The 13,620-nt window shown below is 38.5% G+C and carries 11 protein-coding genes and 1 pseudogene; 3 read left to right on the forward strand and 9 right to left on the reverse strand.

Annotated elements, in window-relative coordinates; translation table 11 throughout:
* Window positions 1-4 precede the first annotated feature (4 nt).
* The 8 genes and pseudogenes from OSH00_RS03665 to OSH00_RS03700 all read right to left on the reverse strand — a co-directional run bounded on the left by OSH00_RS03665 (window position 5) and on the right by OSH00_RS03700 (window position 7,760).
* A complete protein-coding gene (locus tag OSH00_RS03665) occupies window positions 5-610 on the reverse strand; it encodes a MarC family protein (protein WP_266129271.1) in 606 nt (201 codons plus the stop codon).
* 72 nt (window positions 611-682) lie between these two features.
* Complete coding sequence (locus OSH00_RS03670; protein ID WP_266129272.1) at window positions 683-1,855, reverse strand: TonB-dependent receptor; 1,173 nt, start codon at window positions 1,853-1,855, stop codon at window positions 683-685.
* Between the two features lie 197 nt (window positions 1,856-2,052).
* Window positions 2,053-2,406: a cupin domain-containing protein gene (locus tag OSH00_RS03675; protein ID WP_266129273.1), complete on the reverse strand. Its 354-nt coding sequence runs from the start codon at window positions 2,404-2,406 to the stop codon at window positions 2,053-2,055.
* 13 nt (window positions 2,407-2,419) lie between these two features.
* A complete protein-coding gene (locus OSH00_RS03680; RefSeq protein WP_266129274.1) occupies window positions 2,420-3,736 on the reverse strand; it encodes an NAD(P)/FAD-dependent oxidoreductase in 1,317 nt (438 codons plus the stop codon).
* 17 nt (window positions 3,737-3,753) lie between these two features.
* A complete protein-coding gene (locus OSH00_RS03685; RefSeq protein WP_266129301.1) occupies window positions 3,754-4,959 on the reverse strand; it encodes an NAD(P)/FAD-dependent oxidoreductase in 1,206 nt (401 codons plus the stop codon).
* Window positions 4,948-5,109 (reverse strand): annotated as a pseudogene (locus tag OSH00_RS03690) (rubredoxin); the annotation flags it as partial. The gene OSH00_RS03685 and the pseudogene OSH00_RS03690, both read right to left, overlap by 12 nt.
* Before the next feature lie 28 nt (window positions 5,110-5,137).
* Window positions 5,138-6,568: an aldehyde dehydrogenase family protein gene (locus OSH00_RS03695; protein ID WP_266129275.1), complete on the reverse strand. Its 1,431-nt coding sequence runs from the start codon at window positions 6,566-6,568 to the stop codon at window positions 5,138-5,140.
* A 1-nt stretch (window position 6,569) separates the two neighbouring features.
* Entirely contained in the window at window positions 6,570-7,760 is a 1,191-nt protein-coding gene (locus OSH00_RS03700) for an aromatic ring-hydroxylating oxygenase subunit alpha (RefSeq protein ID WP_266129276.1), read from the reverse strand.
* A gap of 325 nt (window positions 7,761-8,085) precedes the next feature.
* Between OSH00_RS03700 and OSH00_RS03705 the strand changes: the two genes are divergently transcribed.
* From OSH00_RS03705 to OSH00_RS03715, 3 genes are all read left to right on the forward strand, one after another.
* Complete coding sequence (locus tag OSH00_RS03705; protein WP_266129277.1) at window positions 8,086-9,783, forward strand: BCCT family transporter; 1,698 nt, start codon at window positions 8,086-8,088, stop codon at window positions 9,781-9,783.
* A 217-nt stretch (window positions 9,784-10,000) separates the two neighbouring features.
* Window positions 10,001-11,677 carry a BCCT family transporter gene (locus OSH00_RS03710; RefSeq protein ID WP_266129278.1) on the forward strand — a complete coding sequence of 559 codons (1,677 nt, stop codon included), beginning with the start codon at window positions 10,001-10,003 and terminating at the stop codon, window positions 11,675-11,677.
* 146 nt (window positions 11,678-11,823) lie between these two features.
* Complete coding sequence (locus OSH00_RS03715) at window positions 11,824-13,113, forward strand: M24 family metallopeptidase (protein WP_266129279.1); 1,290 nt, start codon at window positions 11,824-11,826, stop codon at window positions 13,111-13,113.
* Window positions 13,114-13,178: 65 nt separating this feature from the next.
* On the opposite strand, the gene OSH00_RS03720 is transcribed toward OSH00_RS03715, so the two are convergent.
* A partial coding sequence (locus OSH00_RS03720) for a LysR substrate-binding domain-containing protein (RefSeq protein ID WP_266129280.1) occupies window positions 13,179-13,620 on the reverse strand: 442 nt, incomplete at its 5' end.

Below are 13,620 nucleotides of genomic sequence, written 5' to 3' on the forward strand. Positions count from 1 at the left end.
TCTTTTAAATTAGCCTTAAAACACCTGTTACGATCATGTCGACTGCTATAGTTCCTATGACCAAAGCAGCAAGACGACCGACGATATCAAAATAACGGTCTATATATTTGGCATGTTTATCGCGTAAGTGATCATGTGAAAACTTCATAAGAATTAAAATGCTACAAGTTAAAAGTAGTACTAAAGCAATTATTGTAGCTGCCTCTAAAATGGACATATGCATTCCAGTAACTACTGCAGCTCCAATAGTGCCAGGTCCAATCATAAATGGCATTGCAACAGTTCCAGCCAAATGTTCCGGCGCTCCTCTCATTTCTCCAATAGTATCCGCGCCTTGGAATACATACCGATAACCTATTACTAGAAAAATTAGCCCACCAAAAATAAGAAATGATTCAAACCTTACATTTAAATACTGATTAAAAATTGCTTCTCCTCCCCAAGCAAAAAGCAGAAAAACAACATAAGCGATAAGACTGCCTTGAATTAAAGCTTTATTAAAAACTTTAGTTTCAGCATGTCGTATCAAATCGATCATATAGATACTCATGAGGAAAGGATTCAGTAACGAAAAAAATAGAATAAAAGTACTGAGGTATGGTGAAGACATTTTTTATCCCTTAACAAGTTCAGAAAGTTAAAGAACTCCCTGAACTGTAAATTATTAAGTTTTTTGATATCCTTAGAAGTTATAAATCAGCATTAGATTGAATAACTTATTCCACTTACCATCATCACCTGTGGTAAGGGAGCTCCCCGTTCCTCCCACAAATGGATCATTTTTACTCATTAAATATTCGGTATATAACGAAACATTTTTATAGTTCCAAGCTACCCCAACAATATTGCGCTGTGAGTCATCAAAACCCTGCTTTTTTTTGTTGAACCCACTGAATACTACATACGGCGTAACATTCAGCGAATCACGTACATTTTTAAATACGTAACTTGTATCGACAGTGTAGAAATAACCTTGATTAGCAAGATCGTATTCTCCATCAAAAGATCCCAAAGTAGAGCTTTCTGGACTTAAAGCATCCTTATTGTTAATTGATTGTCTTCCACCAGTGATCACAACATTTAAATTTTTATAATGAATACGATTAAATAGTGCCCATGTATTTCTTGAACCATCCGCTGAGTTTTTCTTATTTTCAATATCTGAATACCAATAACTTCCTCCTACTGATAGTTTCAGATCATCTGTAGTTAAAAATTTTAATTCTTGATCTACCCTTGCCATCCACATATTTTTTTCATTAAGATTCGTTTTTAATGGATCAGAAGATTTGACTAAATTGGCAGTATATCTCGCAGAATCTTTGCTTTCTCCATGATAATTACCGCCATCAGTTACAAAATATGCTAAATCAATTTTAGTGGCAGACGGTAATTCAAAGTGATAATTTGCCCCTAAATTTGAAGCGTCCTGTAAGCCCATAGTGTTGTTAATACCAGCATAAAAGCTGCTATCCCAAAAACGACCTGGTCCAAATGGAATTGGTTGTACACCCACAGCGATATTATCCGTTGAGTTTAAGTGATACCCCGCATATCCATATACCAAAGTTGAAAAGTCGCAAAATGTATCATATTGATAGCAGCGATATTCGACTTTTCCGAACCAGTTTGGTGATTCATAATCTAATCTTAAAATTGCTGCATCAAATTGAATTTTATGATCAGATGCATCCTCACCATAATTCTTATCTTGATAATTAGCGCGTAAAGCACCTGAAATAGTTAAAGCCCCTTTTTCACTCTTGGCATCTCCTAAAGTTAAACCTGCCAATGCAGGGCATGCCAAATTTATTGACGCTAAGCTCAATCCAAGCTTCAAAAAAACTTTTCTCATATACAAATCCTTGTTAAATCAATATTTGCAAAGAGCTAATCCTACTCTTCACTTATTTTTTTCAAGCGCAATTTCCTATTCAGGAAAAGTTCCTGAAATTAATAATTTTTAAACTTTTATGTAGATTGCCGTTGAACCTAAGTACTCATGAAAAAGTCCATCCACTTTATGCTCTGTTTAAAAGTGGATGGATAGTTTTATTCAATCCCATGTATTTCTTTCCAATTACCGGGATGTACCACATAACCAAATAATGCATGTCCACCATAAATAAGTTCTGTTCCTTCAGGTATCCATAACATTTGCCCAGGCTTTACTTCATATTTTTGACCGTTAGCAGTAAGTTCAAAACACCCTTCAATTACAAAAATGACTTCGTCATACAGTAATTTCCAACTTACTTCGGCACCTTCCCAACGTGCAAAACCAATCCCCATATTTGGGGAAACATCTGCTCCTAATGCCCTTGCCACATAAGCCGTACCGTCTGGTGTTTCGCCACGTAAATTAAAATTAAGTTGAGCACTATCAACTAACTTTACTTCTTTCATCTATTTCTCCCGCTTACAATTCACTACGGCTGCGCCATTTTTCAAAGCTAATACGCGTTCTGACACCCAAGCCTAAGAATGGCTCTGGTGGATTTAAACTTGGCATACCCGTCACAAATTGGATATCACTTAGCGCTTGAGAGTCTGCACCTACAACCAAATCAGCTAAAAGTGTTCCTGAAATTGTGCCCCAAGCTGCTCCAACACCATTGTCACAAGCACTGGCATAAACACCATCTTCTAATTCACCAAAGAAGTTAGTAAAGTTACGCGAAATAGCGTAAACACCCCCCCATGTATGGGTAAATGGAACATTCGCCAAATCTGGATAACGATCTAAAAATGCTTTGCGATGATCTTCTTGTATCCAGCGACGATTATCATCGTTTATGTTTGCACCGTATTTAGGCACGTGTTTATAAGTATTACGGATTAGGATACGGCGATCAGCAGTCATTCTTAACGTTGTTCCAGCATGATCGGCTGGAGTAAGCCCCCAATCTAACTCACCACGATAAACTTTCATTTCTTGATCAGTTAATGGACGTGTCCAGCTCGCAAAAGTCATGACTGGTAATAAACGGTTCTTTAAATAACCAAATTCACGCGTAAAAATACTCGTCGCAAGTAGGACTTTAGGTGCTGTGATGGATCCATGATCACCTTGTAAAAGCCATTGGTTATTACTTTTTTGCAAACTACGAATTGGAGATTGCTCTAATAACTCAACACTGTCTGGTAAATTGTCACCCATACCGCGTACTAAAGCTGCTGGTTGCATTAAATATGAACCAGGAGTAAAAATCGCCCGGCTATAAAAATCTGTACCTAAAACTTTTTTAAGTTCTGCTTTTTCAACCCAACGATATGGTTCACCTAAATCTTTCATTAGATGCTCGAAGTGATTGAGATGTGCTTCACCACGTTCGCCTACCGCACCTTGATATTTACCAGCAGCAGACCATTGGCAATCAATATTATGGCGCTCGACTAAACCTTGTAATTGAGCAATTGCTGAGCGGTTTAAACTTAATAACTTTTGTTTATGCGAGGGATCTGGATGTGATAAAGCAAATTTATGTGGTAAATCAATTACAAACCCAGAGTTACGTCCTGAAGCACCTTCAGCTACACGCTGTGCATCTACTAAAATAATACGCGCATTCGGTTTGAGTTCAGCTAATCTTCGTGCTGCTGCTAATCCTGCAAAGCCTGCTCCGATAATGGCATAGTCGGCTTTTTGTGGACCTATTAACTTTTTAGCAGGACCCGCTGGAGGCAATACCGCATACCAACCACAGGTATTATCATCATTTGGTAAAGCAATCATTTTGTTATTCCCTTAACTTAAACTGTGGATGGACAGGAATTTAGTTTCTCAAGCCACTCGCTACGATGGTGCTGCAATTGGCGACCAAGCAAGGCAAAGCCTGTTAATTTGCCTTGTTCATTATAGAAACCCGCAGCTAACTCTCCATCATGTTGTTCCACTACCCACTCACCTGCTCCCATTGCTGGCAAGACTGAAAGTGGCAAAATTGGTGTTTTTACTAGAACTGGTGTTGATTTCAAATCAGCAGCAGTTGACTGTCCTAAAAGGTTATTCACCAAAGCTGGTAATGCTTGCGTGATTGGATTGATATAAGGTGCCCACTGGCCATTCACTTCCGCACAATCACCTAAAGCAAAAATTGCGGGATCACTACTACGATGATCAAGTCCTGTACAAATACCACGTGCTGTCTCTAGACTGGCCGCTTGAGCAAGTGCAATATTGGGTCTTAAACCGACTGCACTTAATATCAAGTCAGTTTCAACGGATTGACCGTCTTGGAGTATTAACTTGTAACGACCATTTGCAGGTTGAATAGAACGGATACTATTTTGTAATTTCCACTCTACGCCTAACTCACTTAGAGCATTTTGTAGAGCACAGCCTAAAGGTTCAGGAATAAGACGTTCCATTGCCCATTTACCAAGTCCAACAACTGTGACTTTGATGCCATGTGCAGCTAAATCATTTGCAAACTCACAACCGATGAGGCCATCACCAAGAATTGTGACATGCTGTTTATTTGATAATTGCTGACGGAAACGACGGTAATCCGCTAGATCATTTACACTTAAAGTTGCTGAAGTATCACCTTCAACAGGAATTACAATTGGTGATGCACCAGTTGCTAATACCAGTCTTCCATAGGAGTAATCACCAATTGTGGTTTGAAGCTTTTTATTTTCCCGATCAATACGAGTCACTTTTGTATGTGGATAGACACGAATATTTAAGCGTTGTTCCCAACCAAGAGCGGTCTCACGGACTAAACTATTACCGTCTTTACCTAATGCTAAAGCATTAGATAAAGCTGGTTTGCTGTATAAAGCACCATCATCTGCCGTAAATACAGTAATAGACAAGTCTGGAGATTGTGCACGTAAAGCTGAAGCCACTTGATAACCAGCATGGCCGCTACCAATTATAACAACGGGTTCAATCACTGGAGCTGCAGCGACTATAGGAATTTCGTCCTCTTCAACATCTGTGATATCGAGCATTTCAAAATCAGCTTTACCCACTTGACACTCTGGACACATCCAGTCATCTGGGATATCTTCCCATTTCGTTCCTGGTGCTATCCCGTCATCAGGCCAGCCTTTCGCTTCATCGTAAATCCAGCCACAGACAATACATAACCACTTTCTCATCGTGTCTATTTCCCTTATTTCTTACAAATTACATACTATGTTTCAAACGGATACCGATATTGCGCGTTTGAACATAACTGTAGATGGCTTCCTGCCCTTTTTCGCGACCAAAACCAGATAAGCCCACACCACCAAATGGTGTTTCGATACCGCCAGCAAACCATTCGTTAATAAAGACTTGACCAGCAATAAGTCGGTTTGCTACTCGAAGTGTTTGATTCAGATTTTCACCAAATACACCTGCAACAAGTCCAAAGTTCGTACCATTTGCGATTGCAACTGCTTGGTCTTCGTCATCAAAAGGCATGATCACCATTACAGGACCAAACACTTCTTCTTGAGCAATCGACATGTCATCTTTTGCTTCAATAATAGTTGGCAGGACGAAGTAACCCTCTAGATCTGCAGCTTTCCCACCTGTTAAAACATCGGCACCTTCTTCACGTGCCTTATCAATCATGGCAAGAATTTGTTGTTGCTGATCTTTAGATACAACTGGAGTAAGTTCAGCATTATTTTCGCCAATACCTACAGTTAAGCTCTCTGCAAGATTAACTACAGCTGCTTTAACTTCTTCATAGCGACTGCGGTGTACTAATAAGCGAGACATCGCTGAACAAACTTGACCTGAGTTATAGAAAATTCCGACCTTAACGCTACGTAGTAATTGCTCAAGATCAACATCAGCAAAAGCAATTGCAGCTGACTTACCGCCTAATTCCATTACTGAAGGTGTTGCACGTTCAGCTGCGTCTTTCAAAATGCGTTGGCCTGTTGGAACTGAACCGGTAAATACGATTTGATTGGTATCTTGATGTTTAACCAGATGAGTACCAACTTCTGAACCTTTACCACAAAGCAAGTTCACTGCACCTTGTGGGAAACCAGCTTTCTCAATCGCTTTGATGAGCAAAACCATGCCTAAAGGTGAAACCTCAGGTGACTTAATTACAACCGCATTACCAGCTGCTAAAGCAGGTGCTAATGAGCGTGCACAGATCGAGACAGGAAAGTTCCAAGGTACGATTTGAACTGATACACCCATCGGAATATATGAAGTAAAATCAACGTAATCCTTACCTAAAGGTACCGAAATCCCTTCGATTTTATCTGCCATACCCGCGTAGTATTCAAAATAGCGCGCCGCTTCATCGAATTCTTCACGAGCTGTATCAACATTTTTGCCATTTTCACGGCACAGGATTAACGCACCCTCTTCAGCAATTTCACGAATCGCTTCTGCGGCTTTTAACATCCAAGCTGTACGTTTTGCAGGACGCACATCAGTTAATGCACCACTATTAACACAACGTCTAGCCGCAGCCATTGCTGCATCAGCATCTTCAATACTTGCACGAGCTACTGTTGCAAAAACTGTATCTGTAGCTGGGTTGATAATTTCCAATTGGCGAGAAGCATCTCGCCATTGACCATCAAAAAAGTTGAGGTAGTGTTGCATATTATGCCTCCAATGCTTTTTTAGCTTGGCTTGCTAACCATTTTTGGAAGAAGTGTGTTGGCAAATCCATTTCAGGAGAGAAAACGCCTCCACCAAAACCAGGTGAATGACGGCCTTTTTGCATCGTTTCAACTGCAAATACGTCTTCACTAAAAACCACTTTCCATGATTCTAAAGTTGCTTCACGACATGCATCATATTTAGGATCTAATGACTCGTCGCCAACATAGTACAAACGAAGGTTTTCAATCGTTTTTTCAGGTGCAACTGGATCCAACATAATCGCAAAGGCATGGTCGGCCTGAATACCAATGAGTGCATTTGGGAAAATAGATAAATATTCTGCTTGGCGTAATTTATCTTCTGGCCAGCTTGGGAAAATAGGTAAATGTGTCCCAGCCGTTGCTGATAAATTGTATTTATAACTACCCTGACCTGAGAAACGCTCTTCAATCATGATATTGTAGTGATCTTCAAGCTTTGAGTAGGTATTTAAGGCTGGATGCACCCAAGGCAAATGATATGCTTCACAATAGTTTTCAACAGCAAGTTTCCAGTTGCTTTCTACAGGGAGTTGAAAAGTTGAACCTATTTTACTGGTACGAATTAAATCTAAATCATTTTCACCTAAAAACTCTTTCCAACGCTCTGTAACTGGCGCAATGTGTTCTTCAAATGTTGGAGCATCTGCAGAAATATTAATGAACACCATGTCCATCCAAATTGCTGAACGAAGTGCTTTTAATCCGTGTTTTTCACATTTAAAACGTTCATCTTTATGCTGACCAATACCGCCAACATGAGGCGTACCTTTTAAATTACCATTTATGTCATAACTCCAAGAATGGTATTGGCAACGAATCACACCTTCAATGGTGCCTTCTTGTTGTACCAAAATCATCCCACGGTGGCTACACACATTATGGAATACGTTCACAACACCTTCACGATTACGCATCATTACCAATGGCATACCCATAAAATTTACGGGTTTCACATAATTGTTTTTAGGTAAATCTGAGGCAAAACCGATACAAACCCAAGTCTTACTGAGAATATTGTCACGCTCGAAATTAAAATATTCTTTACTGGTATATGCCAAATTGGGCATACCACTAGATTCAGTAATCGGGTTTAAAACATTGTCGACTTGCTGAACTGTAATAAGTTGCTGGCTAACTTGACTATTCATTTGATAATCTCCATTTATTTGAATAACGCAGTGCTCCCTGCGTTGAGATGATTTGCACACTCTGCTATTTCTTTAGAGATTGTGTTAAATATCGATTCATCCGACAAACGACTTTTTAGCTAGGCATATATGAGTTTTTCTCATACGTATGAAACAGATTTAGTTACTACGATTTTTACAAAAACAATTGCTACTCATGACTAAAACTCATTAGTTGGTGAGAATAAATCAGTTGAGCTATCTTCTGCCACCTTACTACTCTGTAATATTAGTATTAAGCAGCTAATCGTTTTTTAGCTGTTGGAAACGCATCGAAGGAGTAGTTATGCGTACAACAACAGGAGTCATGAAAGGGCTTAATCCAACTGTTACTATTGTCTCGAAGTTATTACTCTTCATTTTTATTGCTTTTTGCATTTTTAAGGAAAAACAGGCAGGTGAATATTTTCAACTGATATCTAATACCTTATTACAAAATGCAAAATGGTATCTCTTGTTACTAGCCACAAGCTTATTAGTATTTCTGCTTTACTTATGTATGAGTCGTTTTGGACAAATAAAATTAGGAAAAGATAACGAAAAGCCTGAATATAGTAATTTGGCCTGGATATGTATGCTTTTCTCATGCGGTATGGGAATTGGCCTAATGTTTTGGTCTGTAGCTGAGCCAATCAGTCACTATGCTAGTAATCCTTTTACTCAAGGGCTATCTGATGAATCAGCCCGTATGGCAATGCAGTTAACATTTTTCCATTGGGGACTACACCCATGGGGACTGTTTTGTTTAGTAGCTGTTGCTTTAGGGTATTTTGCATATCGTAAAGACTTACCTTTCGCAATGCGCTCAGTCTTATACCCTCTAATTGGGAAAAAAATATATGGTCCAATTGGAGATATAGTCGATACATTAACTATTGTCATTACCGCTTTTGGTATTTCCCAATCATTAAGTATGGGGATTCTTGAGCTAAATACAGGCCTTAATCATACTTTTGGTATTAGTATGGATGTGAAAATCCAATTAATCCTAGTACTAGTACTTTGTGCCCTAGCAACTCTCTCACTTTTATCTGCAATAAGTAAAGGATTTAAAATTATTGCCGAAGGTAATATGGTTCTTTCCTACATTCTAGTATTTGCTATTATCTTTATTGGTTCATCAAGTTACATTTTGAATACTTTTTTTGAAGGTATTGGTGACTATCTACAGAATATTATTGGGATGAGTTTATGGAGTGATGCTCAGAAAGATTCTGGCTGGCAAAACTCATGGACCGCTTATTATTGGCCGTGGTGGATGACTTGGGCACCATTTGTAGGATTATTTATTGCCCGAATATCAAAAGGGCGTACCATTCGCCAAGTTATCTTAGGCTCACTTGCAGCCCCCACTTTACTTACTTTTCTTTGGATAGCCGCATTTGGTGGAGCCGCACTGAAAATAGAGAAAACTTCCCACCAACAAACATCTTCAACAATTGTTACGAATATCCCTTCTAGTACATCAGTCGATAAAGTTCCAGCTCACGAACTCACTATCACCGAAGCGACTCAACAAGATCCAGCACGAGCGGTATTCGTGTTCTTTGACCATCTCACTCCAAACTCTGATACTAAAATCATTCTCAGCGCCTTACTTTGCTTACTATTAGCCATTCATGTGATTACCTTAGTTAACTCTGGAATATTAGTACTTTGTTTCTTAGATTCTTCTGGTGCAACGGAGCCATCAATCGGAATTCGGCTGATTTGGAGTGCTATTATTCCTTTAATTGGTGGAGGACTACTACTAGCTGGCGGTCTAACGGCTATAAAAACAGCTTGTATTATTGCGGGTTTTCCTATCTCGATTCTATTAGGAATTATGGGTTTCTCATTAATAAAAAGCTTACGACAAGATCCGAAATTTCAGGAAAATGAAATAGTTTATATTCAAGCCGATGCTCCCCCCTTGGAGAAAAAATTAGTTCAAACTCCTAAAAAAGAGGATAAAGAATTAAATGATCAACTGATTGTAGAGTAATTAACTATTATCCCCAATTGGCTAGAAGTAAAATCTTCTAGCCAATTTTATAATGTGTAATTTTTCATATTGTCTTCTATCCAACTACCTATGATAAAAACTCACTCAAGAGTGAAAATAAATCGGTTGAGCAAAATTAGTACTCCTCACTACTCTATATTATTCGTATAAAACAGCTAATGATTCTAGCTGTTTGCCACGCATCCAAGGAGGAGTTATGCGTACAACAAGGGTTGCTGAATCCAATTCTGCGGTTTCAATTATTTCAAAAATATTAGTAGTCGCATTTGTACTTTTTTGCGCAATTTATGCAACCGAAGCAGCGAAAATATTTGCTGATTTATCAAGCACCTTACTGCGCAATATGAAATGGTTCATTTTGCTATCTGTTACAGCGATCTGCTTTTTCTTAATTTATGTCATGTGCAGCCGTTATGGTTTAATAAAACTGGGAAAAGATACAGATAAACCTGAATACAGTTATTTTGCATGGATTTCGATGTTGTTTTCATGTGCCATGGGAGTCGGTTTAGTATTTTGGGGCGTTGCTGAACCAATGAACCATTATGCGAGTAATCCATTTACAAAAGGCTTCACGGATGAAGCAGCTAGTATGGCAATGCAAATTACCTACTTTCACTGGGGATTACATGCATGGTCTGTTTACTGTATAGCAGCGTTAGCAATTGGTTATTTTTCTTATCGTAAAGGTCTACCTTTTTCTTTACGTTCAATTTTACATCCGCTTATTGGCGATCGTATTTATGGTCCTATCGGACATTTTATTGATATTGTCGTAATTGTTGTCACAACTTTTGGTATCTCTCAAACTCTCGCTTTAGGTGTTTTACAAATAAATGCCGGATTACATAAAGTTTTTGGCCTAGAAACCAACACAACTGTTCAATTTATTCTCATGATTACCTTATCCAGTATTGCCACTTTCTCTGTAGTGCGCGGTATTGGTACAGGAATGCGCCGTATTTCTGAACTTAATATTATCCTATCAATCATTTTGATTGTAATCCTTATGCTCATTGGACCTGCTAGATACATTACTAATTCTTATTTAGAAGGTATTGGTAACTATACATCTAATTTTGTAGGCATGAGTTTGTGGAGCGATACTCAAAAAGACTCTGAGTGGCAAAACTGGTGGACAGCTTTCTATTGGTTATGGTGGTCAACTTGGGCTCCATTTGTAGGTATGTTCATTGCTAAAATTTCAAAAGGACGTACTATCCGTCAACTCATTGCAGGTGTGCTTGTTGTTCCAACTTTGGTTACTTTTTTCTGGTTTGCAGTGTTCGGCGGTTCAGCTCTAAAAATTGAGCAAGACTCTCGCCATACATTTGAAAAACAGCAATCAGCTTTGGTAGAGAATACGCAATCAACCACTGCAACACCACATCCTACCATTACTTCTCAAACTGAAGATAAAGCAGAACCACAGGAAGAGTTTACTGGTGGTCCTATAGTAAAAGCGACACAAAAAGACAGTACCCTCGCCGTTTTTGCTTTATTTGATGCTGTTGGAGGAGGAGGTATTTTTGGACAAATTCTTAGTATTGCAACCTGTCTTCTACTCATTACTTATCTTGTAACATCACAAGATGGCGGAACACATGTTCTATGTTTCCTTGATACCTTATCTGAAAAAGACACTCCTATCCGTACTCGTCTTTTGTGGTGTGTGTTTGTTACTGCAATCAGCCTAGGTTTGCTTTATGTAGGAGGTCTCAAAGCGATTCAAGCCGCTGTCACACTATTTGGGTTCCCAATTATTGTTTTGCTCACAATTATGGCTGTAGCACTTATGAAAGCTTTCAGGCAAGAAGATATAGCAAATATTAACGTTTTACCTGAACATCCGAAGATTGAGCCTGAAGCATAATCTAGACTTCTATCTCACAGTTTAGAAGAAAGTTATAATCTAAAACTCTCTTCTAAACTTATATTTTCAATTTAAAACAAATAGTTAAACCATAAGAAATTTCTAACAAAGAATTATAGGAAGATAAATCTCTTCAAGGAAGCAATATGAAACTTCATCAAAATCGTATTGGTAATCGTCACCCTGAACATTTAAATATGCATCAGATTGGACCAGGTGATTTAGCTATTTCTGAATGGCAGCAAGCAGGCCTCACTCTTCCTAACCTTGATCGAATGCATCAATATCGTTTAAACCGTATATGTGCTCTACTGAAGCAACAAGGATTAGCTGGAATATTGTTATATGACCCAATCAATATCCGCTATGCTACAGGCACAACTAATATGCAAGTATGGTTATTGCATAATGCTGGTCGATATACCTATATTTCTGCAGAGGGACAGGTAGTACTTTGGGAATTTGACCATTGCGATTTCCTAGCTGAACATTCTAAGGTGGTAACCCAAATTCGTCCTTGTATTTCATGGTTTTATTTTTGTGCAGGTTCTCGCATTGATGAACAAGTGAAAAAATGGGCAAACGAAATTTATGACGTTGTTTTACAATTTGGTAAAGGCAATAAACGAATTGCGATTGATAAATGTAATGACGAAGGTATCAAAGAACTTGAACATCTTGGCTTAAGCATTGAAAACGGCGAAGTTATTATGGAGCTTACACGTGCAATTAAAGGTGAAGATGAAATCAATGCTATGCGTTGTGCTGTACATGCTACAGATTCAGCAATAAAAGTGATGCATGATCATCTTGAACCAGGTGTTTCAGAACAACGCCTATGGTCATACTTACATGCGGAAAATATTGCACGTGGGGGTGAATGGATTGAAACTCGTTTACTCTCATCTGGCCCACGCTGTAATCCATGGTACCAAGAATGCAGCGGCCGTATCATTCAGAATGGTGAATTGGTCGGATTCGATACGGATATGATCGGTGCTTATGGTATTTGTGTTGATACTTCACGAACTTGGTTGTGTGGGGATGAAACTCCAACCGATGAGCAAAAACGAATTTATCAGATGGCATATGATCAAATTCACTTTAATACCGAATTATTGCGGACTGGCATAACTTATAAAGAGCTTACTCATAAGGCTCTACAGTATGATCCAAATGAATATAACCACTATTCATTCCTTTATCATGGGGTTGGATTATGTGATGAAGCACCTGGCATCTACTTTAAAGAGGCTTGGGATAGCTATGGCTATGATGGCGTATTAGAACCAGGAATGGTGATGTGTGTAGAAAGTTATGTAGGTCATAAAGCTGGTGGACCAGGTGTCAAACTTGAAAATCAGATCTTAATTACAGAAAAGGGTCCTGAAATTTTAACATTATATCCTTTTGAAACTAAGCTTTTATCAAATTAATTGAAGGGCTTGAAAACTAGAAATATCAAAATTCCTAGTTTTCAAGAGAAAATTATTAATAAAAATTAATTTAGACCTTTTTGTCCAACTTGCCCTGGTAATTGATCTAATAACCAATTTCGAAAATGCTTAACACTAGCAGGAATTACTCCTCTATCTCCAGGCTCTAACATACTAAAATTTGCATGTGTACGAAGTACGGTTTCTACAGGTCGTACTAATGCACCACTTTGTAAGTAATCATCAACTAAAGAGCCCCATGCCAAAGCAACACCTTGTCCATTAATTGCTGCCTGTAAGAGCATTGGATAATTATTAATATTCACCCGATTTTTAGGTTTCACTACAGGATAATTGACCGCTTCAAACCATTCCGTCCAAGTAACCCAATCTTTCTGTGAATCATCTAAATATAGCAATGCCTTCCCAAATATCTCTTCTGGAGGACTATCAGCTTGAAATTGAGCTAAGTAATTTGGACTACAAACTGGGAAGACTTCTTCAGGA

The organism is Acinetobacter nematophilus, assembly GCF_026344175.1.
In the GTDB taxonomy this organism is placed as follows: domain Bacteria; phylum Pseudomonadota; class Gammaproteobacteria; order Pseudomonadales; family Moraxellaceae; genus Acinetobacter; species Acinetobacter nematophilus.